The sequence below is a fragment of the Sphingomonas sp. SP2 genome (assembly GCF_058313385.1).
In genome coordinates, this window is sequence record NZ_JBZFLD010000002.1 from 170,487 (window position 1) to 196,205 (window position 25,719).

At 66.6% G+C, this 25,719-nt stretch carries 21 protein-coding genes and 1 tRNA gene; 15 read left to right on the forward strand and 7 right to left on the reverse strand.

Going from position 1 to position 25,719, the window contains the following annotated elements; all coding sequences use genetic code 11:
* Window positions 1-3: 3 nt before the first annotated feature.
* Window positions 4-2,043 (forward strand): RNA polymerase sigma factor RpoD, encoded by a 2,040-nt coding sequence (gene rpoD / locus AC4GYU_RS11495; protein WP_491087088.1) that lies wholly within the window; start codon window positions 4-6, stop codon window positions 2,041-2,043.
* Window positions 2,044-2,446: 403 nt separating this feature from the next.
* Here the strand turns inward: rpoD and AC4GYU_RS11500 are convergent, their stop codons facing one another.
* The 3 genes from AC4GYU_RS11500 to AC4GYU_RS11510 form a co-directional block, all read right to left on the reverse strand.
* Window positions 2,447-4,012: a deaminase gene (locus AC4GYU_RS11500; RefSeq protein ID WP_491087089.1), complete on the reverse strand. Its 1,566-nt coding sequence runs from the start codon at window positions 4,010-4,012 to the stop codon at window positions 2,447-2,449.
* A 122-nt stretch (window positions 4,013-4,134) separates the two neighbouring features.
* The gene (locus AC4GYU_RS11505; RefSeq protein ID WP_491087090.1) at window positions 4,135-4,371 is read right to left on the reverse strand and encodes a hypothetical protein; all 237 of its coding nucleotides are present in this window, start codon (window positions 4,369-4,371) and stop codon (window positions 4,135-4,137) included.
* 20 nt (window positions 4,372-4,391) lie between these two features.
* Window positions 4,392-4,559, reverse strand: a complete 168-nt coding sequence (locus AC4GYU_RS11510) for a cold-shock protein (RefSeq protein ID WP_491087091.1) — start codon at window positions 4,557-4,559, stop codon at window positions 4,392-4,394.
* A gap of 37 nt (window positions 4,560-4,596) precedes the next feature.
* Here AC4GYU_RS11510 and AC4GYU_RS11515 point away from each other — a divergent pair, with 37 nt between their 5' ends.
* Complete coding sequence (locus AC4GYU_RS11515; protein WP_491087092.1) at window positions 4,597-5,070, forward strand: hypothetical protein; 474 nt, start codon at window positions 4,597-4,599, stop codon at window positions 5,068-5,070.
* A gap of 16 nt (window positions 5,071-5,086) precedes the next feature.
* Here the strand turns inward: AC4GYU_RS11515 and ygiD are convergent, their stop codons facing one another.
* A complete protein-coding gene (ygiD, locus tag AC4GYU_RS11520) occupies window positions 5,087-5,953 on the reverse strand; it encodes a 4,5-DOPA-extradiol-dioxygenase (RefSeq protein WP_491087093.1) in 867 nt (288 codons plus the stop codon).
* A gap of 73 nt (window positions 5,954-6,026) precedes the next feature.
* On the opposite strand from ygiD, the gene AC4GYU_RS11525 reads away from it, so the two are divergent.
* The 3 genes from AC4GYU_RS11525 (at window position 6,027) to AC4GYU_RS11535 (ending at window position 8,579) form a co-directional block, all read left to right on the forward strand.
* Window positions 6,027-6,365, forward strand: a complete 339-nt coding sequence (locus AC4GYU_RS11525) for a hypothetical protein (RefSeq protein WP_491087094.1) — start codon at window positions 6,027-6,029, stop codon at window positions 6,363-6,365.
* Between the two features lie 188 nt (window positions 6,366-6,553).
* Window positions 6,554-7,144, forward strand: a complete 591-nt coding sequence (locus AC4GYU_RS11530) for a DUF4126 domain-containing protein (RefSeq protein WP_491087095.1) — start codon at window positions 6,554-6,556, stop codon at window positions 7,142-7,144.
* Window positions 7,145-7,157: 13 nt separating this feature from the next.
* On the forward strand, window positions 7,158-8,579 hold the full coding sequence (locus AC4GYU_RS11535) for an MFS transporter (RefSeq protein ID WP_491087096.1): 1,422 nt from the start codon (window positions 7,158-7,160) through the stop codon (window positions 8,577-8,579).
* A gap of 172 nt (window positions 8,580-8,751) precedes the next feature.
* Here the strand turns inward: AC4GYU_RS11535 and mutL are convergent, their stop codons facing one another.
* On the reverse strand, window positions 8,752-10,530 hold the full coding sequence (gene mutL, locus AC4GYU_RS11540; RefSeq protein WP_491087097.1) for a DNA mismatch repair endonuclease MutL: 1,779 nt from the start codon (window positions 10,528-10,530) through the stop codon (window positions 8,752-8,754).
* A 115-nt stretch (window positions 10,531-10,645) separates the two neighbouring features.
* Between mutL and AC4GYU_RS11545 the strand changes: the two genes are divergently transcribed.
* The 10 genes from AC4GYU_RS11545 (at window position 10,646) to AC4GYU_RS11590 (ending at window position 22,911) form a co-directional block, all read left to right on the forward strand.
* Window positions 10,646-11,692, forward strand: coding sequence for a rod shape-determining protein (locus AC4GYU_RS11545; protein ID WP_491087098.1), 1,047 nt, complete (start codon window positions 10,646-10,648; stop codon window positions 11,690-11,692).
* Window positions 11,693-11,706: 14 nt separating this feature from the next.
* Window positions 11,707-12,591 (forward strand): rod shape-determining protein MreC, encoded by an 885-nt coding sequence (locus AC4GYU_RS11550; protein ID WP_491087099.1) that lies wholly within the window; start codon window positions 11,707-11,709, stop codon window positions 12,589-12,591.
* Between the two features lie 3 nt (window positions 12,592-12,594).
* The gene (locus tag AC4GYU_RS11555; RefSeq protein WP_491087100.1) at window positions 12,595-13,116 is read left to right on the forward strand and encodes a rod shape-determining protein MreD; all 522 of its coding nucleotides are present in this window, start codon (window positions 12,595-12,597) and stop codon (window positions 13,114-13,116) included.
* Window positions 13,113-15,002 carry a penicillin-binding protein 2 gene (gene mrdA / locus AC4GYU_RS11560; protein ID WP_491087101.1) on the forward strand — a complete coding sequence of 630 codons (1,890 nt, stop codon included), beginning with the start codon at window positions 13,113-13,115 and terminating at the stop codon, window positions 15,000-15,002. Before AC4GYU_RS11555 ends, mrdA begins: the two co-directional genes overlap by 4 nt.
* Window positions 14,999-16,114 (forward strand): rod shape-determining protein RodA, encoded by a 1,116-nt coding sequence (gene rodA, locus AC4GYU_RS11565; protein WP_491087102.1) that lies wholly within the window; start codon window positions 14,999-15,001, stop codon window positions 16,112-16,114. Before mrdA ends, rodA begins: the two co-directional genes overlap by 4 nt.
* Before the next feature lie 87 nt (window positions 16,115-16,201).
* A tRNA-Lys gene (locus AC4GYU_RS11570) sits at window positions 16,202-16,277 on the forward strand.
* A 154-nt stretch (window positions 16,278-16,431) separates the two neighbouring features.
* Complete coding sequence (locus AC4GYU_RS11575; protein WP_491087103.1) at window positions 16,432-19,860, forward strand: response regulator; 3,429 nt, start codon at window positions 16,432-16,434, stop codon at window positions 19,858-19,860.
* On the forward strand, window positions 19,857-20,693 hold the full coding sequence (locus tag AC4GYU_RS11580; protein WP_491087104.1) for a CheR family methyltransferase: 837 nt from the start codon (window positions 19,857-19,859) through the stop codon (window positions 20,691-20,693). The genes AC4GYU_RS11575 and AC4GYU_RS11580 overlap by 4 nt, the downstream gene beginning before the upstream one ends.
* The gene (locus tag AC4GYU_RS11585; protein ID WP_491087105.1) at window positions 20,690-21,262 is read left to right on the forward strand and encodes a chemotaxis protein CheB; all 573 of its coding nucleotides are present in this window, start codon (window positions 20,690-20,692) and stop codon (window positions 21,260-21,262) included. Before AC4GYU_RS11580 ends, AC4GYU_RS11585 begins: the two co-directional genes overlap by 4 nt.
* On the forward strand, window positions 21,259-22,911 hold the full coding sequence (locus AC4GYU_RS11590) for a response regulator (protein ID WP_491087106.1): 1,653 nt from the start codon (window positions 21,259-21,261) through the stop codon (window positions 22,909-22,911). Before AC4GYU_RS11585 ends, AC4GYU_RS11590 begins: the two co-directional genes overlap by 4 nt.
* On the opposite strand, the gene AC4GYU_RS11595 is transcribed toward AC4GYU_RS11590, so the two are convergent.
* Window positions 22,905-23,375, reverse strand: a complete 471-nt coding sequence (locus AC4GYU_RS11595; RefSeq protein WP_491087107.1) for a Csu type fimbrial protein — start codon at window positions 23,373-23,375, stop codon at window positions 22,905-22,907. The genes AC4GYU_RS11590 and AC4GYU_RS11595 overlap by 7 nt on opposite strands.
* Window positions 23,372-25,711: a fimbria/pilus outer membrane usher protein gene (locus AC4GYU_RS11600; RefSeq protein ID WP_491087108.1), complete on the reverse strand. Its 2,340-nt coding sequence runs from the start codon at window positions 25,709-25,711 to the stop codon at window positions 23,372-23,374. Before AC4GYU_RS11600 ends, AC4GYU_RS11595 begins: the two co-directional genes overlap by 4 nt.
* Window positions 25,712-25,719 lie beyond the last annotated feature (8 nt).

A 25,719-nucleotide genomic window follows, 5' to 3' on the forward strand; every position in this document is an offset into this window, starting at 1 on the left:
ACCATGGCCAAAGTCGAACCTCAGGACAGCGAAGATCAGGATGGCGGCGACGCCCCGCTGATCGATCTCAACGACGCGTCCGTCAAAAAGCTCATCGCCCGCGCCAAGAAGCGCGGGACGATCACCATTGACGAGCTCAACGAAGCTTTGCCGCAGGACCAGATGTCCAGCGAGCAGATCGAGGACATCATGTCGGCGCTGAACGACATGGGCGTCCAGATCGTCGAGAAGGAAGAAGGCTCCGACGACGAGGAGGAGCAGGACAAGGACGACTCCTCCGACGACGAGGTCGATCCGCTCGACGACGGCGGTCCGCGCCCCGCGGCGGCGGTCAAGAAGGAGACGGTCGATCGCACCGACGATCCCGTCCGCATGTACCTGCGTGAGATGGGCGCGGTCGAGCTTCTCAGCCGCGAGGGCGAGATCGCCATCGCCAAGCGCATCGAGGCCGGCCGCGACACGATGATCTGGGGCCTGTGCGAAAGCCCGATCACCTTCAACGCCATCATCGAATGGTCGACGGCCCTCAACGAAGGCCGGATGCAGCTGCGCGAGATCCTCGATCTCGAGGCGATGCTGTCGAAGGGCCCCTCGGCCGAACAGCTCAACGCCGCGGAAAATGACGAGGACGGCGACGGCGAAGTCACCGCTGCGGCCGCTGGCCCGACCCTCAAGGACGAGGAAGAGCCCGAATCGGCCCCCGCCGACGGCGACGACGAGGACGAGCTGCGCGAGAACCGCGCGCCCAAGCCCGCCGAAGAGGAAGAGGAGGACAACACCCTCAGCCTCGCCCAGATGGAGGAGACGCTCAAGCCGCAGGCGCTCGAGCGGTTCGCCGCCATCACCGACCATTACAAGAAGTTCGCCAAGCTCCAGGACGCGCGCCTCGCCTGCATGGCCGCCGGCACGCCCTTCTCCCCCGCCAAGGAGAAGGAATACCAAAAGCTGCGCGAACAGCTCACGGCCGAGGTCGAGAGCGTCCAGTTCCACAACGCCAAGATCGAATATCTGGTCGAGCAGCTCTACAGCTACAATCGGCGCCTGACCGCGCTCGGTGGCCAGATGCTGCGCCTTGCCGAGCGCCACCGCGTGCCGCGCAAGGCCTTCCTCGACAGCTACATGGGCCATGAGCTCGACGACGGCTGGCTCGACCGCGTCGCCACCATCGACAAGAAGTTCGCCGCCTTCGCCGCGGCCGAGCGTCCGACCGTCGACCGCATCCGCACCGAGATCGGCGAGATCGCCCAGGGCACCGGCATGGCGCTCAGCGAGTTCCGGCGCATCGTCAACCAGGTCCAGAAGGCGGAGCGCGAAGCGCGCATCGCCAAGAAGGAAATGGTCGAGGCGAACCTCCGCCTCGTCATCTCGATCGCCAAGAAATACACCAACCGCGGGCTGCAGTTCCTGGACCTCATCCAGGAAGGCAACATCGGCCTGATGAAGGCGGTCGACAAGTTCGAGTATCGCCGCGGCTACAAATTCTCGACCTACGCCACCTGGTGGATCCGGCAGGCCATCACCCGCTCGATCGCCGACCAGGCGCGGACCATCCGAATCCCGGTCCACATGATCGAGACGATCAACAAGCTCGTCCGCACCAGCCGCCAGTTCCTCCACGAGACCGGCCGCGAGCCGACCCCGGAAGAGCTTGCCGAGCGCCTCTCCATGCCGCTGGAGAAGGTCCGCAAGGTGATGAAGATCGCCAAGGAGCCGATCAGCCTCGAGACGCCGATCGGCGACGAGGAAGACAGCCACCTCGGCGACTTCATCGAGGACAAGAATGCCGTCATCCCGGTCGACGCCGCGATCCAGGCCAACCTCAAGGAAACGGTCACCCGGGTCCTCGCGTCACTGACGCCGCGCGAGGAGCGAGTCCTGCGCATGCGCTTCGGCATCGGCATGAACACCGACCACACCCTCGAGGAAGTCGGCCAGCAGTTCAGCGTGACGCGCGAACGTATCCGCCAGATCGAGGCCAAGGCGCTCCGGAAGCTCAAGCACCCGAGCCGCTCGAGGAAGATGCGGAGCTTCCTAGATCAGTAATAAGTTGCCTCTCTCAATTCGGAGAGAGGCTGCCACCGGAGCATTCCAGATAGCACTGGGATAGATTATTTTTTCTTTGTCTTCTTCCGCTCGACCTGACTCAGTGCGGATCCGGCCGCAGTTTTAGATGCGGACGCGGTTCGATCATCGCGTAGCGTTTTCGAAGCAGCTTTAGCTGCCTTAATGCCCGTAGTTTTCTTGGCCATGACAGCCTCACTTTCCAGCAAAACGAACGCCAACGTTCCCGTTTTGTTCCGAGCGCGAACGCGGAAATTACTTCAAACGATTTGAGCGCGGGGCTTCCGAAAAGGAGGAGGACGGCGAACAACCGTTTGCATACCTGATTTCGCGTGATGACGACGACTTTTCAGCAGGCTGAAAAGTCCGGTAAGTCTGTCGGTCGCTACTGATCTGCTGGAGGAGTGTCGGGCGCGGCATCAATGATCTCCCCTGCTTGATTCGGTGAAGCCACACTAATCTTCTCGAGAACCTCCGCAACAGAGTTTGACGCGGCAATTTCGAGCTTCGGGCGCTCTACACCGAAGACCGCTCCGACAGGGATCGCCTTCTTCGGCTTCCATGTTGCAATAACGCCACGATCATCCTTCCGGTCTCGCATTTGAAAAACCCTCGAGTACAAAGTGGGTGAGACGCCGTGGAATGGACGGAAACGGACCCGGGAGATATTATGGCGCTGCTCACGCGTTAGAGGTTCATTGCTCATCTCGATTTCTCGCCCGTAAAGCGTCCCAGTCAGGCTCTTTGGGTAGGGCTCGATGTAAACGACCTCAGCAATGCCGGATGAGATGATGTGCCTGGCGCAGCCATGACACGGAAAAGTGGTGCAATAGAGAGTACTCCCTCCGACCGGTCGCCCGACCGAAGCTGCTTGAGTGATTGCATGCATTTCCGCATGAACCACACGCCCAAACTCGATAAGATTTCGAATTCGCGCCCCCTTTATGCGTTCTTTATGCTCGCCGTGTAGCAGATCGTCGGCGATGTCGCCTTCGGTACGATTGGTTTGAACGTGGCCGGTTTCCTTAAGAAGGCCGATCAACTCAATGATCGTTCGGTGTATCTCGAAGTAATTGGGGTCATGCCCCTCTTCTTTATCGCGATTGTCGCCGATCCCATCGGTACGACCCTCGTAATATATTGAACCGCCCGGATAAGGCACTTCATTGCTCCCGGTCGCTACGATACAGCCGCGTTCATCGACTATAGCGGCACCAACAAGCTTGGACAGGTCACACGACCGCAAAGCAGCAGCCTTGGCGACAAACATATTAAACTCGTCAGGAGTTGGCGTCGTGAATGGCTCTCGGAACACAAGCTGCACAAATCGTTGAGCCTGCTCGACGATATTTCTCTCGCCGTCGATAAAGAAATCAGCCTTGGGAAATGTGTCTTGCACATTTTGGCAGAGCTTTCCTGCTCCGCGCTCGTCCTCCTTAACCAACTCTTTCGCAAGTTTGATATGACTATCGTTGGGAGGAATTTTCTGCTTGCGAGCAATTAGATTAGTAAGCGTTGATAGACGGCTTTCTTTTGGAAAGAATACCGAAATTGTGTAGTAGTTCCGACCATATATTTGATCAAGCAGGCCGACTTCTGCGGGATTCTTCAATGAATCAATTACATAAGCAGTCGAAGATGGATTCTCAGACCCTCCACGACGACGTCTAGTTTCGGCAATTATGGCAGCGGCTACGCCCTCGCCCTTAGTGGAATTTTGCCTCAGCTTGTCGCCAGCGGCCATAAGGCTCTTAATCCGCTCGTATTCGTCCTCAATAGCGGGGATTCTGAGCAGCTCCGAAAGCAGGTCGCTGACTTTTATAATTTCGGTCTTATAGCCAACAACACTTAGTTGAGCAGAGAGTTGGTCCTTAAGGTCGGTTAGATCCGTCCCTGCCGCACAGACCAACCCAATATAGAGGTCTGGCCTCTCATCGAATGACTTGCTCACGTTGGCGCTCCTTCAGGCCCATTGTGAATAAATCGTTCGCTAAAGGTCAAGTCTTCAGAAATTGAAGAGAGCTAAGTTCGATCGCGCGATTAACTACTTTCTCACAAACAGCCAAGATTTCGCTACCCCTCTCGCGCCGCCTTCGCCGCCTCGTTCACATCGCGCTGCGCCAGCGTGCGGGTCATGCGGGCGGCCATGGCTTCCCAGGTGATGGCGGACTGGAGCAGGCGGTCGCGCACGTTAGCGAGGCTCGCGGCCTCGGCGTCCTTGCGGCACCGCGCGGCCTGCTCTTCAAAATATTCGACACTCGATATTCGAAGGGCTCCTGGCTGGGGTGAAGGCCCGCCCGTGAGGGTCACGGACGGGCCGGGTCGCCCGGTCAGGCCGACTGGAGGTTGACCGCGCTCATGCGGCCGTCGCGGCCGGCCTGCACTTCATACTGGACGCGCTGGTCGCGATCGAGCGTGCGCATGCCGGCCGCTTCGACCGCGCTGATGTGCACGAAGGCGTCGGTGCCGCCGCCCTCGGCCCTTGCCAACAGCCCCATCCGCCGCGATCATTGCGGCTCCACAGGGGGATCGTCCATGCGTCTAGCCATTGTTGCCGCGCTTGCGGCCGTGTCCGTCACCGCGCCCGCCGCCGCCGCCGACAAGGACATTCTCTATTCGGCCTGCCAGTATCAGGACGGCAATACGGGGATTAACCCCTTCACCGCGCTCTTCGTCGTCGATGCCTATGCACTGAAGGACGGTTACGGCGAATATAGCTACGACAAGAACAAGGCATGGGAGGCACTGATGGCCGCCGACATGCCCAACGATGTCCGCCCCATCGGCAGCTATTACCCGTCCAGCCTGGTCGGCCAGTTCAAGGATTTCGCCACGGAAAAAGGCGACATCCATGCCATCTGCTGGGTCACGACCGAAAAGGAGCGCGCCTTCCGCTGGTATCGCGCCCAGCTGGCCGACAATTACCGCAAGGCCGATGGCACCGCGATCCGCGACTGGCGCCCCAAGGCCGGCAGCTTTCTCCGCGTCGAGCCCTGGCCGGCGATGTAGAAGCGGGTGCGGCGGATCAGATGTTCGACTGGTCCGCCGGCACCCCGTCCGGCACCGTCGCCGCGCCCTCGGCCTCGATAGCGCGCGCCGCCTCGACGCCCAGCCCATAGCAGGTCATCGACAGCGACCCCATGGCGTGGCCGTGGACCAGCGCGTTCAGGCCCCCCTCCCCGCGCGCCATGCCGGCGAGGTACAGCAAGGGCAGGAAATGATCGGGCGTCGGCACCGCCTTGTCATAGTCGGGATGCTCGGTGAGCTTCAGGATCGCGCCCGGATCTTCGGCCAGTTGCGCCTCCACCGCCGCGTCGAACCTCGCATTCCAGTCGAACGTGCCGTCGGGCATGTGCCGCTGCATCATCCGGAGGTTGTGGACGACATTGCCGCTGGCGACGACCATCACCCCCTGTTCGCGCAAGGCGGCGAGCTGCGCGCCCAGATTGAGGTGATAGTCCATCGGCTTCAGCGCATTGATCGAGAGCTGGAGCACCGGCACGTCGGCCTCGGGATAGAGATGCGCGAGCACGCTCCACGTCCCGTGGTCGAGCCCCCACTGGTCGTTGTCGAGCCCGGCCCAGGTGGGTTTCAGCGCCTCGACCACCTCCCCCGCCACTTCCGGATCGCCGGGCGCGGGATATTGGAAGGCGTTCAATTCGGGCGTGAAGCCATAGAAATCGTGGATGGTTCGCGGCCGCGCCATGGCGGTCACCGCCGTCGCGCCGATATACCAGTGCGCCGAGACGCACAGCACCGCCCGCGGCCGCGGCAACGCCCGCCCCAGCGCCCGCCAGGCCCGCGTGAAGTCATTCTCCTCGAGCGTGTTCATCGGGCTTCCGTGACCGATGAACAGGGCCGGCATCGGCCGTCCGTCCGCTTCTGCGTCCATCGCTGATCCCTCCACCTCACCGCGCCTGCCGCGCCTTACCGCTCCTTAACGCGCCCGTGCTAGGGACGTCTCCATGTCACGCGACGCAAGGCCCGATCGTCCCGCAGCGCCCAAGGGCGGCCGCAAGCAATTCTACCTGACCATCGGCGTCATGCTGCTTCTCTTCGCCATTGCCGCGTCGAGCTTCCAGGATGCCTGGGACGGGATCACCAGTGGGGTCGTGCCGCCGCTTCGCCGCTACAGCGGGGTCGTCCGCGCCGACGAGGATTATGGCGCCTATGTCGAGGCGATCCTCGCCCACGCCTTCACCGGCTTCGTCATGCTGGTGCTGATCGCGATCGCCTTCCACAAGATGCGCGACGGCCTCCGCAAGGGCGCGGCGGCCGACGTCCGGGACGAGCGCGCCGACTGAGCCTTCTTCGGGCGGCTTGAAATGTAGGATAGCGCTTGACATAAGGAACCGGAACGGTTCGTATCTTCCTTTGCGCCCGGCCTGGGCGCTTCGGGAAGGCCGGGCGGCGCGAGGGCGCGGAGTGTGTCAACTTCGTCAACTTCGCTGCCGGTGGACGGGGGGCGCGGGGCGGCCTAGCCTCCTTGTCCATGACCGGGGTCGAACTGCTCGCGCTCGCCGCCTCGACCAGCCTGCTGGCGGGGTGGCGGCTCTATCTGGTGACCTTCGTCACCGGCCTGTCGATGCGGCTGGGGTGGATCGACCTCCCCGACAAGCTCGCCGCGCTGGACGTGCTCGCCAACCCCTGGGTGCTGGTGATCGCCGGTGCCGCCGCTCTGTTCGAATTCTTCGCCGACAAGATCGCCTTCATCGACAGCCTGTGGGACGGCATCAACAGCGCGATCCGGCCGCTCGGCGGCGCCCTCCTCGCGCTCGCCATCGTCGACCCCGGCGACCCCGCCTGGCAGGTCGCGGCCTTCCTCCTGGGCGGCGGCGCGGCCTTCGTCGCCCATGCCGGCAAGGCGGGCGCCCGGGCGATGGTCAACGCCAGCCCCGAGCCGTTCAGCAACATCGCCGTCTCGGCCGGCGAGGACGTCGCCACCGCCGGCCTCCTCGCGCTCGCCATCGCCAATCCCATCGCCGCCGCACTGGTCGCGCTGATCCTGGTCCTCCTCAGCCTGTGGCTGATCCTCGCCGCCCGCCGCGCGGTCGGCCGGCTACTGAACCGAAGCGCCTCTTGAGGGTTGCGGGGGGATGACCGACCATCGCGAGGCCGCCGACGATCATTCCCGCACCCATCCGGCGCACGCGCGCTGGACGCTCGTCGCCTGCATCCTCGCCTCCAGCCTGAGCTTCGTCGAGGGCTCGGTCCTCAATGTCGCCCTGCCCGCGATCCGGAGCAGCTTCGGCGCCGGTGCGAGCGAGGTGCAGTGGGTGGTGAACGCCTATCTCCTCCCGCTCTCCGCTTTGCTCCTGCTCGGCGGCGCGCTTGGCGACCGCTACGGCCGCAAGCGCCTGCTGATCAGCGGGACCGCCATCTTCGCCGCTGCCTCCCTTCTCTGCGCGCTGGCGCCGGGCCTTGGCCTGCTGCTCGCCGGACGCGTGCTGCAGGGGATTGGCGCGGCGCTGCTGCTTCCCAACAGCCTTGCCCTCCTCAACGCCACCTTCGAGGGCGAGAAGCGCGGGCAGGCGATCGGCATCTGGGCCGCGGCCGGTGCCGGCGCCGCCGCCATCGCCCCGCTGATCGGCGGCTGGCTGGTGGACCATGTCGGCTGGCCCGCCATCTTCTACATCAACCTGCCGCTCGCCGGCGGCGCGATCCTCATCGGCGCCAGGTTCGCCGCCGAGAGCCGCAACGAGGACGCCGCGCGGACCGACTATCCGGGCGCGCTGCTCGCCACGCTCGGGCTCCTCGGAATCACCTACGGCCTCACCCTGTGGTCGGTGAAGCTCGCCTTTGATCCCGTCATCACCGGACTAATGCTGGCAGGGATCGCCATGCTCGCCTTGTTCCTGTGGGTCGAGGCGCGCCGCGGCGACGGGGCGATGATGCCGCTCGCCATGTTCGGCAATCGCTGCTTCGTCGGCACCAATCTCCTGACCTTCCTCCTCTATGGGGCCTTCGGCGCGGTGATGCTGCTCCTACCCTACGTGCTGATCGAGGCGGCCGGCTATTCGCCGCTCCAGGCGGGCCTCGCGCTGACCCCGCTCGCCGTGGTGATCGCCGTCCTGTCGCCGATCATGGGCAAGGTCGCGGCGCGGATCGGCGGACGCCTGCCCTTAAGCGCCGGCCCGCTCGTGGTCGCCGCCGGGCTGATCCTTGCCCGGAGGATCGGCGCGGAAGGAAGCTATGTCGTCGACGTGCTTCCGTCGGTTCTCGTGCTGGCAAGCGGCATGGCGCTCGCGGTCGCGCCGCTGACGAGCACGGTCCTGTCCTCGGTCGACCAGCGCCACGCGGGTACCGCCAGCGGGCTCAACAGCGCGGTGGCGCGGACGGGCGGGCTGATCGCGACGGCACTGCTCGGCGCGGTGCTGGCGGCGGAGGGCGAGGCACTGGTCAGCGCGTTCCATACCGCCTTGCTCATCGCCGCGGTGATCTGCGTCGCGGCGGGCGCGGCGGCCTGGCTGACCGTCGGAACGCCGCAGCTCGACAAGAGAAAGGCCGCCGAAGCCTAAGCTCCGACGGCCTTTCCGCATTGCCTTGCTCGGTGAACCGAGCCCTACAGGCCGAGAACCTCACGACTGGAGGCAGGGCTCACCGACTTGGAGCAATGAGACATCTGACCACCTCCTTTCACTTGTTGACGATAGCGAAGAAGGTGGCCTCGTCCGACGTGATTTCAAGAGCTTAGCGGCGGCCGAACAGGCGCTCGATATCGCCGTGCGCAAGCTTCACCCAGGTCGGGCGACCATGGTTGCAATGGCCACTGTGGGGCGTGACCTCCATTTCGCGCAGGAGAGCGTTCATTTCCGCCACCGAAAGGGTTCGCCCGGCGCGGACGCTATGGTGGCAGGCGAAGGTCGCGGCGAGGAGGTCGAGGCGGGCTTTGAGCGCCTGCGGCCCGCCAAGTTCGGCGATCTCGGCGGCGAGGTCGCGGACCAGCCCGGCAATGTCGAAGCGGCCGAGCGGCGCGGGCGTGCCGCGGACGAGGATCGCGCCCGGACCGAAACGCTCGACCTCCAGTCCGAAGCGATGAAGTTCGTGCGCCGCTTCCTCGATCCGGTCGGCATCGGGCTCGTCGAGCTCGACCACTTCGGGGAGCAGCAGTGCCTGGACGGCGACGCCGCCCTTCCCGGCCGCGCCCTTCAGCCGTTCGAGCACCAGCCGTTCGTGCGCGGCATGCTGGTCGACGATGACGAGGCCGTCCTCGGCTTCGGCGACGATATAGGTGTTGGCGACCTGGCCGCGAGCGACCCCGAGCGGATGGTCGGGGACGGGCGCGACAGCTGGCTCGGCGCGGCCAGCGGGCGCAGCGCTGAAGAGATGCTGCGCCTCCCGCACGCCTGTCGGCGCATAGGCAGGCGCCTCCGGCCAGGCGTGCGACGCATAGCCGCCAAGGTCGCCGCCTTTCCGAGAAGGCGGAGGCTGGTCGAGCTCGGTCGTCCAATGGACCGGGGCCGCCGCCTGAGTCCGGGCGGCGCTGCGGTGGCCCGCCTGGTCGAGCGCCTGGCGGAGGCCGCCGACGATCAGCCCGCGGACCGCCTGCGGATCGGCGAAGCGGACCTCGGTCTTGGCCGGGTGCACGTTGATGTCGACCTCGCTCCCGGGAAGCTCGAGGAACAGGGCGACGATCGGTGCGCGGTCGCGGGCGATGAGGTCCTGGTAGGCGGCGCGAAGGGCCCCGACCAGGAGCCGGTCCTTCACCGGGCGGCGATTGACGAAGAGATATTGCTGGTCGGCCGCGCCACGGGTGAAGGTGGGCAGGCTGACCACCCCGCCAAGCTGCAGCGGGCCGCGCTCGAGATCGATCGGAAGGCCGTGCTCGGCGAGCCCGCGGTCGAGGAGCTCGGCGACCCGCTGGGGAAGGCCACTCGGCTGGAGCGAGAGGATCCGGCGGCCGTCATGCTCGAAGGTGAAGCCGACGTCCGGGCGGGCCATGGCCAGCCGCCGGACGATGTCGAGGCAGGCGGCATATTCGGAGCGCGGGCTGCGCAGGAACTTGCGGCGGGCCGGGACCTTGGCGAACAGGCCCTCGACCCGAACCCGGGTTCCGGGCGGAAGCGCCGCCGGCCCCTCGCCGATCCGGACGCCATGGTCGATTTCCAGCCGCCATCCGTCGCGCCCCCGCACCCGACTGTCGAGCGTGAAGCGCGCAACCGACGCGATCGAGGGAAGCGCCTCGCCGCGAAAACCGAAGCTCGACACCTGCTCGATCGCCTCGTCGGGGAGCTTGGACGTCGCATGACGCTCGATCGCCAGCGCCATCTCCTCGGGCGCCATTCCTGCTCCGTCGTCGCTCACCTCGACGAGGTCGAGGCCGCCGCCGCCGAGGCGGATGTCGACCTGGCTCGCGCCGGCGTCCAGGCTGTTCTCGACCAGTTCCTTCAGCGCGCTCGCGGGACGTTCCACCACCTCGCCGGCGGCGATCCGGTCCACCAGATGCGAAGGCAGCCTTCTTATTGACATGGCGGAGGCTCTAGCCCAATCGCCGGGCGGCGGCGAGGCACTGCGTTTCACTCGGATTCATAAGTTGTTACGCCGCTGACATTGAACACTTTTTGGGCGGAAGGTGGCGAGCGGGATGTTCTGGACGCGCTGGTTCAAGTGGATGAGCCACGACATGGCGATCGACCTCGGGACGGCGAATACGCTCGTCTACGTGCGCGGACGGGGTATCGTTCTCAACGAGCCGTCGGTGGTCGCGATCGAAACGATCAACGGGATCAAGAAGGTCAAGGCTGTCGGCGAAGACGCCAAGCTGATGATGGGCAAGACCCCCGACCAGATCGAGGCGATCCGTCCGCTGCGCGACGGCGTCATCGCCGACATCGATGTCGCCGAGCAGATGATCAAGCACTTCATCCACAAGGTGCACGGCGGCGGCAAGCTGCGCAGCCTGCGCTTCCCGGAGATCGTGATCTGCGTTCCGTCGGGCTCGACCAGCGTCGAGCGCCGCGCCATCCGTGACGCCGCGAGCAACGCCGGCGCCTCGGCCGTCTACCTGATCGAGGAGCCGATGGCGGCCGCGATCGGCGCCGACATGCCGGTGACCGAGCCGGTCGGCTCGATGGTCGTCGACATCGGCGGCGGCACCACCGAAGTCGCGGTCCTCTCGCTGCGCGGCCTCGCCTACACCACCAGCGTCCGCGTCGGCGGCGATAAGATGGACGAGGCGATCTCCTCCTACGTCCGCCGCAACCACAATCTCCTGATCGGCGAAGCCACCGCCGAGCGGATCAAGCAGGAAGTCGGTATCGCCAAGCCGCCGGTCGACGGTATCGGCAAGACGGTCCACATCAAGGGCCGCGACCTCGTCAACGGCGTGCCCAAGGAAATCTCGATCAATCAGGGCCAGATCGCCGAAGCGCTGTCGGAGCCGGTCGGCACGATCGTCGAGGGCGTCCGCATCGCGCTCGAGAATACCGCGCCCGAGCTTGCCGCCGACATCTGCGACCAGGGCATCGTGCTTACCGGCGGGGGCGCGCTGCTGCAGGGCCTCGACGAGGTGCTGCGCGACGAGACCGGGCTGCCGGTGACGGTCGCCGAGGATCCGCTGACCTGCGTCGCGCTCGGCACCGGCCGCGCGCTGGAGGAAGAGCAGTTCCGCGGCGTTCTCCAGACCGCCTGATCGGGAGGTAGATAGTGGCGCCGCCGACAAGCGCGCGCCCGGGCTGGTCGAGGCGGGCGCAATATGGCCTGTTCTTCAGCTTCCTGGCGGCCATCGCCGGGTTGCTGGTTGGCCTCGGGTTGCTGGCCCTGAGCCTGGTCGCTCCGGCGACCTATGCGAGCGTGCGCGGAGTGGCGCTCGACGTGACCGCGCCGGTGACGGGCGGGCTGCGCAGCGTCACCGATACGGTCGGCGGGCTGATCAGCGGCGCCGGCAATTACTGGGACGCCGCACGGCAGAATGGCGCGCTGCGCAAGGAAAATCAGGCGCTCCGCCGCCAGTCGATCCAGGCCCGTGCGATCTTCCAGGAAAATGCCCAGCTGAAGGCCGCGCTGGCGCTTCGCGAGCGGACCGTGGTCGCAGTCGCGAGCGGCCGGATCGTCGGCTCGAGCCTCGAGAGCGAGCGGCGCTTCGCGGTCATCTCGGCCGGGAGCGGTGACGGGGTGGCGGTCGGCATGCCGGTCCGCGCCGCGGCCGGGCTGATCGGCCGGGTGGTCGACGCCGGGCGCCTCGCCTCGCGCGTGCTCCTGGTCTCGGACCGGGCCAACATCGTGCCCTCGCGCCTGCTTCGCGGCAATCTCCCGGTGATCGCGACCGGGCGCGGCGACGGCACCATCGACGTCCGTCCGCTCGAGGTCGGCCGCAATCCTTTCCGCCCGGGCGACATCATCGTCACTTCGGGCACCGGCGGCCTCTATCCGCCCAACGTTCCGGTCGCGCGGGTCCTCCGCCTCGACGACGATGGCGCGATCGCCATTCCGATGGCCGATCCCGCCAATGTCAGCTTCGCCGTGGTCGAGCGCGCCTATGAGGAAGCGGCGCTGCCCGAGACCGCCCCGGCGGCGGAGGCGGAGCGCTAGACGATGGTCCGTTCCGCGCTTGGCCGGCCCAATCCGCTCGACCGTCGGCCGATGCGGATGGCGCGCGGCCTGCCCGCCATCTCGGTGGCGCTGGCCTCGCTGCTGCCGCTGCTGCCGATCGTCGCCGAAGTCGGCTGGATGCCCGAGACGGGCTTTCTCCTCCTGCTTGCCTGGCGCCTGCTTCGCGGCGACGTCATCCCGGCCTGGTGGGCAGCGCCGCTCGGGCTGTGGAACGACCTCGTGCTCGGTCTCCCGATCGGCCTCTCGGTCGCGACCTGGACGGCGGCGATGATCATCATCGACCTCCTCGACCGGCGCACCATGTGGCGCGACTATTGGCTGGAGTGGCTGATCGCGGCGGCGCTGGTCACCCTGGCCGCGCTGGCGCGGCGCGAGGTCGATGCCGCCATGGGCGCGCGCTACGACCTCGTCGTGATCCTCCCCGCCATCGCCATCTCGGTCCTCGCCTTCCCCATCGCCGCCTGGACCGCGAGCCGGCTCGACCGCTGGAGGCTGGGGCTGTGAACCGCTTCACCAAGGTCCAGGCCGATCTCGTCTTCTCGCGCCGGATGCTGGTCGTCGGCGGCGCCCAGATCGCCATCGCCGGGACGCTGGTCGGCCGGATGGGCTGGCTCGCGATCAAGGAGAATGAGAAATATAACCTCCTCAGCGAGGACAATCGCGTCCAGCTGATCATCGTGCCGCCGCGGCGCGGCTGGATCGTCGACCGCGCGGGCAAGCCGATCGCGATCAACCGCAGCGACTTTCGCGTCGACATCATTCCCGAGCAGGTGACCGACAAGGACAGGACGGTCACCTTGCTGACCGAACTGCTCGCGCTCGAGCCCGACGAGGTCGACCGGATCCGTCGCGAGCTGGCGACCGCGCGCACCTACCAGCCGGTGCAGGTCGCCGAGAACGTCCCCTACGAGCGCTATGCCGCCATCACCGTGCGGCTGCCCGAGCTGCCCGGTGTCCAGGCCTCGCGCGGCTTCTCGCGTTATTATCCGACCGGCCCCGCCGTCGCGCATCTCGTCGGCTATGTCGGAACGCCCTCGGCCGAGGATTACAAGAAGAACAAGGACCCGCTGTTCCTCACCCCCGGCTTCAAGATCGGCAAGCAGGGTCTTGAAAAGGTGCTCGAACCCAATCTTCGCGGCGAGCCCGGCGGACAGCGGATCGAAGTCACCGCCGGCGGCCGGCTGGTCAAGGAGCTCGACCCCAAGCCCGATCGCAGCGGCGAGGCGGTCCAGCTTACCATCGATGCCGGGCTGCAGGACTTTGCGGCGCGGCGGATGGGCGAGGAATCGGGCGCGCTGGTCGCGCTCGACGTCGACAGCGGCGACATCCTCGCCTTCGTGTCGATGCCCGCCTTCGACCCCAACAGCTTCTCGAGCGGGATCGGCCGCACCGAGTGGAAGATGCTGTCGGAGAACGACCACCTGCCCTTGCTCAACAAGGTCGCGCAGGGGCTCTATCCGTCGGGATCGACGATCAAGCCGGCAATGGCGCTGGCCTTCCTCAAGCAGGGCGTCGATCCGCGCCAGCGGGTCCATTGCCCGGGCGGGCTCCGGGTCGGCAACCGCTACTTCCGCTGCGACGCCGTCCATGGTTCGATGGACATGCACTCGGCGGTCGAGCGCAGCTGCAACACCTATTTCTGGGCGATGGGCCTGCGCACCGATCCGCAGCTGACGACCGAAATGGTCAATATCCTCGGCTACGGCCAGGAATTCGACCTGCCGCTGACGACGCAGCGTTTCGGCACCATGCCCAATCCCGAGTGGCTGATGCGCAAGTACAAGCGCAAGTGGCAGGGCTTCGATTCGGCCAACACCTCGATCGGTCAGGGCTATGTGCTGATCAATCCGCTGCAGCTGGCGGTGATGCCGGCGCGCCTCGCCTCGGGCAAGCTGGTCCAGCCACGGCTGCTGATGAATGCGCCGAGGAAGCCCGCCGAGCCAGTCGGCGCCGACCCCGAGCAGCTGGCGATTATCCGCAGCGCGATGGCCGCCGTGGTCAACGGTCGCGGCACCGCGGTCGCCTCCAAGCTTCCGCTCGACGGGGTCCAGATGGCCGGCAAGACGGGCACCGCGCAGGTCTTTCGGCTGACCGAGCGCGGGGTCGCCAACAGCAACTGGAAGCTTCGCGACCACGCCCTGTTCATCGCCTTCGCGCCGGCCGACAAGCCGCGCTACGCGATCGGCTGCATCATCGAGCATGGCGGCTTCGGCGCCGCCACCGCGGCCCCCATCGTGCGTGACACGATGACCTATCTGTTCGACCAGCAGAAGGCCTGGGCCGCGCTCGAGCCGCTCGAGAAGAGCTGGGGCGGAACGCTTGCCGAGCGCACTGCCCGGCAGGCCGAGATGATCCGCGCCGTCGCCGCCGCGCAGAAGGCCAGCGCATGATCTCGAGCGCGATCATCCCCCAGCCCCTCGCCCGCCTGCCCTGGCGGCTGATCTTCCTGATCAGCGGGATCGGCCTGTTCGGGCTCATCAACCTCTATTCGGCGGCCGGTGGCTCGATCGAGCCGTGGGCGCTGCGCCAGGGCATGGCCTTCGGCGTCTTCATGACCCTGGCGGTCGCGCTGTCGAACGTCCGCGAGCAGCGAATCAAGCAGCTCACCATCCCCATCTACATCGCGATCGTGATCATGCTGGTGCTGGTCGACATGCTCGGCTTCGTCGGCAAGGGCGCACAGCGCTGGCTCGACCTCGGCTTCATCCGCCTCCAGCCGTCCGAATTCATGAAGCCGGCGATCGCGCTGATGCTGGCGCGTTTCTACGACCTCCTGCCCGCGGGCGACATGCGGTCGCTGCGCGCGATCTGGCCCGCGGCGGCGCTGATCGGGGTGCCGGCGGGGCTCGTCATCCTCCAGCCCGACCTCGGCACCGGGCTGATGGTCGTTTTCGCCGGCGTGACGGTGATGTTCCTGGCGGGCGTGCCCTTGCGGTGGTTCCTGATCCCCGGGACCCTCGTCGCGGCCTCTATCCCGGTCATCTACGAGTTCCTGCTCCACGACTATCAGCGCAAGCGGATCGACATCTTCCTCGACCCCGAAAGCGATCTTCGCGGCGCGGGCTATCACATCACCCAGAGCAAGATCGCGATCGGTTCGGGCGGGCTGTTCGGCAAGGGCTACCTCCAGGGCAGCCAGAGCCACCTCCAGTATCTGCCCGAGGGCCATACCGACTTCGCCTTCGCCACCCTCGCCGAGGAATGGGGCATGTTCGGCGGCACGATCGTGATCATTGCCTACCTGCTGGTGATCCGCTGGTGCCTCAACGTCGCCGCCAATGCGACCACCCGCTTCGCCCGCCTCGCCTGCGCCGGCCTCACCACCGTGCTCTTCAGCTATTTCGCGATCAACCTCCTGATGGTGATGGGCCTCGCCCCCGTGGTGGGCATTCCCCTGCCCCTCATCAGCTACGGCGGATCGGCGGTGATGACCGTGATGATCTGCCTTGGCCTGCTGATGAGCTTCGAGCGGCAGCAAAGAACTCGCTCGACCTTGAGTTAAAGGGGTTGCGCGGTCCGCGAGCCACCGCTAAAGGCCCGACCGCGCCCCCGCTTCAACGAGGCGGCCGAGCGCTTTGCCTCACGGCATGGACGCATAGCTCAGTTGGTAGAGCAGCTGACTCTTAATCAGCGGGTCCTAGGTTCGAGCCCTAGTGCGTCCACCATTCTTCCCTTCGACATCATGCAAGATCTGACCGCGTCAGCGGGTGCTGTTGCCGTGCGCTGGGATGACACGGGTCAATGTTCCGGGTTGCCTTGGACGCCCAAGCATGAAAGCGGGAACGCCCACCGGTAATCAAACGGGATCTGGCGCAAGCAATGAAGCTCAATCGTGACGACGGCCTCGAGGCCAAACCGAGCCTCGGCATCATCGTCGGCGTCGTCGCCGCTTTGGTCTTCTTCCTCATCACGGGCACGCTCACCTACCAGAATATCCAGGCGGTCCGCGCCGAGACCGAGCGTGTCACCAGGACCCACGAAGTCATCACCGGGCTGGGCGACCTCCTCTCGGCGATGCAGGACGCCGAGACCGGACAGCGCGGCTACCTGCTGACCGGCAACGATAGCTATCTCGAGCCCTATCGCGACGCCGAGACGCGGGCGATGGCGACGCTGCGCTCGCTCGAACAGCTCGAGCGCGGCGATGCAACGCAGATGGCCAATCTCCGCCAGCTCCGGCCGCGGCTCGAAGCCAAGCTCGCCGACCTTGCGCGCTCGATCGTCGTCCGCCGCTCGCAGGGCCTTCCGGCCGCGCTCGCGATCATCAGCACCGATCGCGACAAGGCGCAGATGGACATGATCCGCGGGCAGATCGCGCAGCTCCGGACCGACGAGCGGCAGACCCGCGAGGCGCGGCTCGCCGAGCGCGACGCGGCGTTTGCGACCGCGACCTTCAGCGCGATACTCGCCGGCCTGCTCGGCGTCATCCTGACCCTTGCGATCGGCTTCCTCACGCATCGCAGCGCGATCGCGCGGCAGCGCCAGCAATGGCTCCAGGCCGGCGAGGTCGGGCTCGGCCAGGCCATGCTCGGCGACAAGAGCGTCAAGGAGCTGAGCGGCGACATCCTCGACTATCTGACCAATTATGTCGGGGCGCAGGCCAGCGTCCTGTTCAAGGGCGAGCATGGCTCGTTCGAGCGGATGGCCATGCTCGGCGTGCCGCAGGAAGCCAAGGTGCCGACCACCTTCAAGCTCAAGGAAGGGATGCTCGGCCGGGTCGCCGCCGAGGACAAGGCGATGGTCCTCGACGAGGTGCCCGAGGGCTATCTGTCGATCGGGTCGGCGCTCGGCAGCGACCGTCCGCGCCATCTCGTCATCGCGCCGCTGCGCGCCGACGGGCGGGTCAATGCCGTGGTCGAGCTCGGTTTCCTGAAAGATGTCGATGTGGGCGTGCTCGACCTCCTCGACCAGATCAGCGCGCCGGCGGGTATCGCGCTTCGTTCGGCGAAATACCGGACCGAGCTCCAGACCCTGCTCGAGGAAACCCAGCGCCAGTCGGAAGAGCTGCAGGTCCAGAGCGAGGAGCTCAAGGTCTCGAACGAGGAACTCGAGGAGCAAGGGAGGGCGCTGAAGGAATCGGCGGTCCGGCTCGAGCAACAGCAGGTCGAACTGGAGCAGACCAATTCGCAGCTCGAGGAGCAGTCGCAATTGCTCGAGCGGCAGCGCGACGACCTTGCCCGGTCGAGCGCGGCGGTCGAGCTGAAGGCCCGCGAGCTCGAGCAGGCGAGCCAGTACAAGTCCGACTTCCTCGCCAACATGAGCCACGAATTGCGCACGCCGCTCAATTCGCTGCTGATCCTTTCGAAGCTCCTCGGCGACAATCCGATGGGGAATCTTACCGAGGAGCAGGAGCAATATGCGCGGACGATCCAGGCCTCGGGCAATGATCTCCTCAACCTCATCAACGACATCCTCGACCTTTCCAAGATTGAGGCCGGGCACGTCGACGTGCGCGCCGAGGAGCTGTCGCTGTCGCGGCTGGTGAAGGACCTTCAGCGGACCTTCGACCCGATCGCGGCGCAGAAGGACCTGCCATTCGAGATCGAGCTCGCCGAGGACGCGCCCAGAGGCATCGTGACCGATCGCCAGCGACTCGAGCAGATCCTCAAGAACCTTCTCGCCAACGCCTTCAAGTTCACCGAGGAAGGCAGGGTCGCGCTGACGATCGCGCCTGCGGCCGACAATCGGCTCGCGCTTACGGTATCGGACACGGGCATCGGCATCGCGCCCGAGCAACAGCAGGCGATCTTCGAGGCGTTCCGCCAGGCCGATGGCGCCATCAATCGCAAGTTCGGCGGGACCGGGCTCGGGCTCTCCATTTCGCGCGAACTGGCCCGGCTGCTCGGCGGGGCGATCACGCTCGAGAGCACGCCCGGCGAAGGCAGCCGCTTCACCGTCACCATTCCGCTCGAATATGATCCGGCGCTGGTCCCGGCCCGCGCCGAGCCGCGGGCGGCCTCGCCCTCCCCCACGGCGTCGCTCGCCATGCCGGTGAAGCGGTCGCCCAAGAAGCGCGCCGTCCGCGCCGCGCCGCTCGACGATGATCGCGACAAGCTCGCCGGCGCCCGCCGGGTGCTGCTGATCGTCGAGGACGACCGGACCTTCGCGGGAATTGTCCGCGACATCGCGCGCGAGGCGTCTTTCCAGACCCTGGTCGCGGGAACCGCCGAGGAAGCGCTCGAGCTTGCCCGCGAGCACAAGCCGAGCGCGATCGTGCTCGATCTCGGCCTTCCCGACCAGTCGGGCCTTGCCGTGCTCGACCGACTGAAGCGCGAGGACGCGACGCGGCACATCCCGATCCACGTCATCTCGGCGAGCGACCAGACGCAGACGGCCTTCTCGCTTGGCGCGATGGGCTATCTGGTGAAGCCGGTGAAGCGCGAGGATCTCGCGCACGCGCTGGAGACGCTCGAGGCGCAGCTGACCCGGACGATGCGCCGCGTGCTCATCGTCGAGGACGACCCGCTCCAGCGCGAGGCGGTGGGCAAGCTGCTGGCGGGACCGGAGATCGAGACCGTCGGGGTCGGCACCGCCGCCGAATGCCTCGAGCTGTTGAGCGAGCAGACCTTCGACTGCATGGTCCTCGACCTCACCCTCCCCGACGCCTCGGGCTATTCCCTGCTCGAGACGCTGAGCGACGACGGCGAGCACAGCTTCCCGCCGGTGATCGTCTATACCGGTCACGACCTCAGCCAGGAGGACGAGCAACGGCTGCGCCGCTATTCGAGCTCGATCATCATCAAGGGCGCGAAATCGCCCGAGCGACTGCTCGACGAGGTGACGCTCTTCCTCCACCAGGTGGTGTCCGAGCTTCCGCCCGAGCAGCAGAAGATGATCCAGCAGGCGCGGCATCGCGATGCCTTGCTCGAGGGCCGGACGATCCTCGTCGTCGAGGACGACGTCCGGAACGTCTATTCGCTGACCAACATCCTCGAGCCGCGCGGGGCCAAGGTGAAGATCGCCCGCAACGGGCAGGAAGCGCTCGACGCGCTTGCCAAGGCCGACGCCGGTTCGCCGATCGATCTCGTCCTGATGGACGTCATGATGCCCGTGATGGACGGGCTCGAGGCGACCCGGAAGATCCGGCAGGAGCGCAGCTGGGACAAGCTTCCGATCATCATGCTGACCGCCAAGGCGATGCCCGACGACCAGGAAAAATGCCTCGCGGCGGGCGCGAACGACTATATGGCGAAGCCGCTCGACGTCGATAAATTGCTGTCGCTGGTCCGGGTCTGGATGCCGCGATGAAGCATGATCCGGCCGAGCCGGTCGAGGACATCGAGATCCAGCTTCTGCTCGACGCGCTGTACCTCCGCTATCATTACGACTTTCGCCATTATGCCCGGGCGTCGATCAAGCGCCGGTTGCGGCAGGCGTGCGAGCAGCTTGGCTTTCCGACCATCTCGGCGATGCAAGAGGCGCTGCTACATCGCGAGGAACTGATCGGGCGGCTGCTCGACTATCTGACGGTGCAGGTGAGCGAGATGTTTCGCGATCCCGGCTATTTCCGCGCGATCCGCGAGAAGGTCGTGCCGCATCTTCGCACCTATCCCAGCCTGAAGCTGTGGATCGCGGGATGCAGCCACGGCGAGGAAGTCTACAGCTTCGCCATCCTGCTCCACGAGGAAGGGCTTCTCGACCGGACGCTCATCTACGCGACCGACATCAATCCGGGCGCGATCGAGGCGGCGCAGAGCGGGATCTATTCGCTCGACCGGATCGCGGCCTTTACCCGCAATCACCAGCGTTCGGGCGGCAAGTCGTCGCTCGCCGATTATTATGCCACCGCCTACGGACGGGCGGTGTTCGACAAGAAGCTGCGCGCGCAGGTGGTCTTCTCCGACCATAGCCTCGTGACCGACGAAGTCTTCGCCGAGTGCCAGTTCGTTTCCTGCCGCAACGTCATGATCTATTTCGATCGGCCGCTTCAGGACCGAGCGGTCGGGCTGTTCAGGGATTCGCTCAGCCGGCGCGGTTTCCTCGGCCTTGGCTCGAAGGAGACGCTGCGCTTCTCCGACCATGCGGACGCCTTCACGGAGTTCGTCCGCGAAGAGAAAATCTACCAGCGGAGCGACAAGTGACCGCAACCGCGCCTTCGGCCGTCGTGATCGGCGCGTCGGCGGGCGCGGTCCAGGCGCTGTCCGAAATCCTTCCCCGCCTGCCGGTCGATTTTGCCCTGCCGATCCTGATCGTGGTCCATGTGCCGGCCGCCCCGTCCGGCCTCACCACCCTGTTTGCGGCCAAATGCGCGGTCCCGGTGGTCGAGCCCGACGACAAGGAAAAGATCGCGCCCGGCACCGTTTATTTCGCTCCGCCGGCCTATCACCTGCTGGTCGAGAGCGACGGAAGCATCGCGCTGTCGGCGGACGAGCCGGTGCTCTTCTCGCGGCCGTCTATCGATGTCCTGTTCGAAAGCGCGGCCGATCATTTCGGGCCGAGTCTTCTCGCGATCGTGCTGACCGGCGCCAATGAAGACGGCGCCCGCGGCGCGGCGGCGGTGGAGGCGGCGGGTGGCTCGGTCATCGTCGAGGATCCCGCCACCGCCTTCGTTTCGACCATGCCGGCGGCCGCCCTTGCCCGCTGCTCCGCGGCCCGGGCGCTATCGCTCGACGCCATCTGCGACTACCTGCTCACATCTGGAAGCCGATGATCGACCCGACCGCCCCCATTCCGTTGCTGATCGTCGACGACCTCGACGAGAACCTCCTCGCGCTCGAGGCGCTGCTGCGGTCGGACGATATCCGTTTCCTGCGCGCGCGCTCGGGCGAGGAAGCGCTCGAACTGCTGCTCGCCAATGATGTCGCACTGGCGCTGCTCGACGTGCAGATGCCCGGCATGGACGGCTTCGAACTGGCCGAGTTCATGCGCGGCAACGAGCGGTCCCGGCGCGTTCCCATCATCTTCGTGACCGCCGGTAGCGGCGACACGCACCGGCGCTTCCGCGGCTATGAAGCGGGCGCCGTCGACTTTATCCAGAAGCCGATCGAGCCCGACGTTCTGCGCGGCAAGGTCAGCGTCTTCGTCGACCTCTATCGCCAGCGTCAGGCGCTCGCCCATGCCGCCGACCATCTCGAGGAGCAGGTCCGCGCGCGAACCGGCGAACTTGAGGAGGCGCTGACGCGACTGAAGGCCGAGGTCGCCGATCGCGAACGCGCCGAGGAATCGCTTCGCCAGAGCCAGAAGATGGAAGCCGTCGGACAGCTCACGGGCGGCATCGCGCACGACTTCAACAACATGCTGACGGGCATCATCGGGTCATTGGACATGATGCGCCGGCGGATTGCAGAGGACCGCTTCGACGGGCTCCAGCGCTATCTCGACACCGCGCTTGGCTCGGCCGAGCGGGCGGCCTCATTGACCCACCGGCTGCTCGCCTTCTCGCGCCGCCAGCCGCTCGATCCCAAGCCGATCGCGGTGAACGAGCTCATCACCAATGTCGCGCAGCTCGTGACCCATGCCCTGCCCGAGACGGTGCGCCTCAAGGTCGACTGCGACGCCGATCTTCCCCATGCGCTGGCCGACGCCAACCAGCTCGAGAATGCGATCCTGAACCTTGCGGTGAATGCGCGCGACGCCATGCCCGAGGGCGGCGATCTCAGTATCGAAGCGCGCGCGGAGCCGGCCGAGGGCAGCGCGGGCGAGCATGTCGTCATCTCGGTGTCGGACACCGGCACGGGCATTCCGCCCGAGACGCTTGCAAAAGTGTTCGACCCCTTCTTCACGACCAAGCCCGCTGGCCAGGGCACCGGCCTAGGGCTGTCGATGGTCTATGGTTTTGCGCAGCAGAGCGGCGGCAGCGCACGGATCGAGAGCCATGTCGGGCGCGGGACGACGGTGCGTCTCTACCTGCCCGCCACCCGCGAAGATCTGTCGGCGCCGGCGCCGACGCCAGCACCGGTGCGCCGCGGGGCGGGCGAACGGGTGCTGATCGTCGAGGACGAGGACGCGGTCCGGATGCTGGTGCGCGAGGTGCTCCAGGAACTGGATTATGAGGCGATCGAGATCGGGGATCCGGCCGCGGCGCTCGACCATCTCGGCTCGGGCGAGCGGCTGGATCTCATGATCTCGGACATCGGAATGCCCGGGATCAACGGGCGCGATCTTGCCGACCAGGCCCGCAAGCACCGACCCGACCTGCCGATCCTCTTCATCACCGGCTATGCCGAGCATGCGACCACGCTGACCGAATTCCTCGGACCGGGCATGTCGCTCATCACCAAGCCCTTTTCGCTCGAAACGCTGGCGGCGAAGATCAGCGCGCTGGTGTCGAAGGCAGACGCGCCGGTCGACGATCAGTAGACGACGGTGATCACCACCGTGTCGGTGTAGGTCCCGCTTGCGACCCACTGACCGGCCGGCAGGCGTCCGTAGACGGGCACGCTCGTACTGAAGAGGAGGAGGCCGTTGAGCGGCGCCGAGAGCGTGCTGGTGCCGCTGCTTCCGTCGCCGAAGATCCGGGTCCGCGCGGCGTCGGCGTACAGATTGTACGCCAGGGTCGCCCCGCTTCGCGACAGGCGCCGCTCGAGGACATTGCCCGAGCCTCCCGCGCTGGCACGGATGTCGACCGTTCCGAACAGCGAGACCACGCCCGTGCAATCGACCTGCACCGCGCCCGTCGCATCGCGCGCGCTGGCCGAGACGGGGTCGTAGGTGCCGAAGCTGACGGCGGTGGTGGAGGCGGTGCAACTGCACAAGGTGCAGGCCGTGGCCGGTGTCGCGAGGGAGGCGAGGCCGAGCGCGAGAAGGATGGTGGCGGCTCTCATCGGGGTGGCTCCGTCTTGCTCGTGAGGGGGATGCATCGGATCGGCGCCTGCGTGTCCGGACGGAGCTCGGCACTGCAGCGAACGGTCTCGCCGAGGATGAGCATACGCCCGCCGGTCGTTCCGCCGGGGAGGAAAACCTCCCCGCCGTTCCCGGTCGGACCGACGTTCGCGCCATCCATCGTCACCGCAAGACCGGGCGGCAGCGGCCTTCCCGCCTCGTCGATCAGCCGCAAGGTACGCGGCGACGCGGCTTCGCTCGTCCCGAACGAAAGGCGTGCGACCTGCCGGTAGCCCGGCACCACCATCGCCTCGTCGCTGTCGATTGCGACCTCGGGCGGGAGCATGGCCGGATCGATCCCGATCCGATTGGCGCTGTAGGGCCGAAGGTCGGAAAGGAGGATTTGCCGACCCTCGCCCGCGAGGGATGTAAGGCGCCGCCCCTCCTGGAAAAGCGCGATCGGCGCGTCGCCTGCGACCTCAACCAATGCCAGTCCGTCCTGCAGCCGCGCGGTTCCGACCAGCCGGCCATCGACCGCAATGACGCCGCCACGGGCAGTGGCGCGCCAGTCGAGGCCGGCATTCCCGATGCTCGCCGCGAATTCGACCTCGCCAGTGGGGCCCCGGGCGAGGAGGAAGCCGTCGACACGCGAGCGCCCGTTCCAATGGCTTGCGGCGACGCCGAAGGTCTGGTCGCCGCCCTCCTCGCCTTGCTGCTGGAAGGCGGCAGTGACGATGTTTCGCTCGACCGCCACCGACGCGCTCCGGCGGGGTCCGAGTGCTCGGCTGACCGAAAGGAAGAAGCCGCCGTCGCTGTCCCTGCCGAGGTCCGGACGAAGGCTGGCGAGAAGATTAAACCCGGCCAACGTGGCGGAATAGCCGAGGAGCGCGAGGCGATAGCGCGTGTCGGCGGACAGGCGCGCGTCGATATAGCTTGCGCGAAGTTCGCCCGCGGACCCGAGCGACAGCGACCCCGCAAGCGTCAGTTCGTGGCGGGCGCTGCCCGGTCGCGGAAGGCCGATCTCGCCATAGTTGCGGCTCGCCCGTTCATAGCTTGCGGTCAGCGAGAAGCCCGGGCCGATGCGCTGCGCCTGCACGCGCCAGGAAGTGCCCTGCTCACCCTCACTGGTCGAGACGGCACCGCTGAGCCCGACCTCGAACAGGCGCGGCACGAGGAGGTCGAGGCTTGCGCCGCCGAGCAGGGTCGAGCCGCTCGCCTCGCCGCGCCCGCCAAGCGTCAGCCATGGCGTCAGCCCGCGGCGCGCGCGGGCGGCGACGAAGCCCTCGCCATAAGCGAAGCTGCGGACGCCGAAATCCTGCCGGAGAAACCCCGCTGCGAGCGAGAAATCCAGGAGACCCGGCCTCAGCAACCGTTCGCTGTTGTAAATGGACTGACGCCATTGCCGCACCGCGCCGGTGGCATCGCGCAGGGCAAGCGTCACTTCGCCAGCCCCGTTGATCGACGGGGGTGCCTCGATCTGGAACGGTCCAGCGGCAATCTCGACCTGCTGCCGCCCGGCCGCGCTCAGCAATTCCACCGCCGAAGGGACGAGCGCATCGCCCTCGAGCAAGGGCGCCGGCGCGATGGGATCGGTGGGATCGAGCGTGAAGTCGGTACCGAGCCAGAGACCGGCAAAGCGCGCTGCCCTTCCGCTCTCGCCCACGCGCGTTTCGGCATCGCCGACAATCATCCGCACGCGCTGTCCGGGCCAGTCGCGGTGGAAGCGCGTCTCGAGCCGCACCGGACGAAGATCGCCCGGACGGAGCAGCGCCGCGGTCGAAGCGACTCCCCATGCGCCCGACAGGCCGAGATCGAAAAGGCCGCCGAGCCGGGCTTCTTTTCCAGTGCCTGCAAGCGTCAGGTCGTAGCCAAGGATGGCGGCGGGGACGATCGGGCTCAGCGGTGGCGGACCCGTTCCCGCCGGGCGGGCGTAGCGGGTGCCGCGGAAGGCCGTTGCGGGCGCGGCAAGGCGCAGTTCCTCGCCGTCGAGATCGCCGACGAGGGTTAGTCCCGGCACGGCGGCGACCCGGACGAATTCCTCGCCATCGAGCGCGAAGACGGCGGCCGGCGGGATCCGCAGGCCGAGCTTCACGAGACTATCGCGGAGGATGAACAGGCCGTCCCTGGAAGCGCCGGCCAGTGTCGGTTCATCGAGGCGAAGGCCATTCAGCGTGAGCGAGTAAGGACGGACCGCGGCGCCGCCGAGCGCGAGCGTTTCGTCCTCACTTCGGCCGATGACGCTGGCAAGGGATGGCGGCGCGCCCGCGGCGAACAGCATCGCGGCCGTGACGCAGGCACGGGCGACGATGACGGCAGCGCGCGAGGCATAGGGCGTCACGGACCGGA

Bases quoted from the DNA above. Each gene is read 5' to 3' on its own strand.
- AC4GYU_RS11590 (WP_491087106.1), top strand. From the start codon at position 21,259: ATGATCGACCCGACCGCCCCCATTCCGTTGCTGATCGTCGACGACCTC.
- AC4GYU_RS11525 (WP_491087094.1), top strand. From the start codon at position 6,027: ATGTCACGCGACGCAAGGCCCGATCGTCCCGCAGCGCCCAAGGGCGGC.
- AC4GYU_RS11510 (WP_491087091.1), bottom strand. From the start codon at position 4,559: ATGGGGCTGTTGGCAAGGGCCGAGGGCGGCGGCACCGACGCCTTCGTG.
- AC4GYU_RS11535 (WP_491087096.1), top strand. From the start codon at position 7,158: ATGACCGACCATCGCGAGGCCGCCGACGATCATTCCCGCACCCATCCG.
- rodA (WP_491087102.1), top strand. From the start codon at position 14,999: ATGATCTCGAGCGCGATCATCCCCCAGCCCCTCGCCCGCCTGCCCTGG.
- AC4GYU_RS11575 (WP_491087103.1), top strand. From the start codon at position 16,432: ATGAAGCTCAATCGTGACGACGGCCTCGAGGCCAAACCGAGCCTCGGC.
- AC4GYU_RS11530 (WP_491087095.1), top strand. From the start codon at position 6,554: ATGACCGGGGTCGAACTGCTCGCGCTCGCCGCCTCGACCAGCCTGCTG.
- mutL (WP_491087097.1), bottom strand. From the start codon at position 10,530: ATGTCAATAAGAAGGCTGCCTTCGCATCTGGTGGACCGGATCGCCGCC.
- rpoD (WP_491087088.1), top strand. From the start codon at position 4: ATGGCCAAAGTCGAACCTCAGGACAGCGAAGATCAGGATGGCGGCGAC.
- AC4GYU_RS11515 (WP_491087092.1), top strand. From the start codon at position 4,597: ATGCGTCTAGCCATTGTTGCCGCGCTTGCGGCCGTGTCCGTCACCGCG.
- AC4GYU_RS11555 (WP_491087100.1), top strand. From the start codon at position 12,595: ATGGTCCGTTCCGCGCTTGGCCGGCCCAATCCGCTCGACCGTCGGCCG.
- ygiD (WP_491087093.1), bottom strand. From the start codon at position 5,953: ATGGACGCAGAAGCGGACGGACGGCCGATGCCGGCCCTGTTCATCGGT.
- AC4GYU_RS11595 (WP_491087107.1), bottom strand. From the start codon at position 23,375: ATGAGAGCCGCCACCATCCTTCTCGCGCTCGGCCTCGCCTCCCTCGCG.
- AC4GYU_RS11545 (WP_491087098.1), top strand. From the start codon at position 10,646: ATGTTCTGGACGCGCTGGTTCAAGTGGATGAGCCACGACATGGCGATC.
- AC4GYU_RS11580 (WP_491087104.1), top strand. From the start codon at position 19,857: ATGAAGCATGATCCGGCCGAGCCGGTCGAGGACATCGAGATCCAGCTT.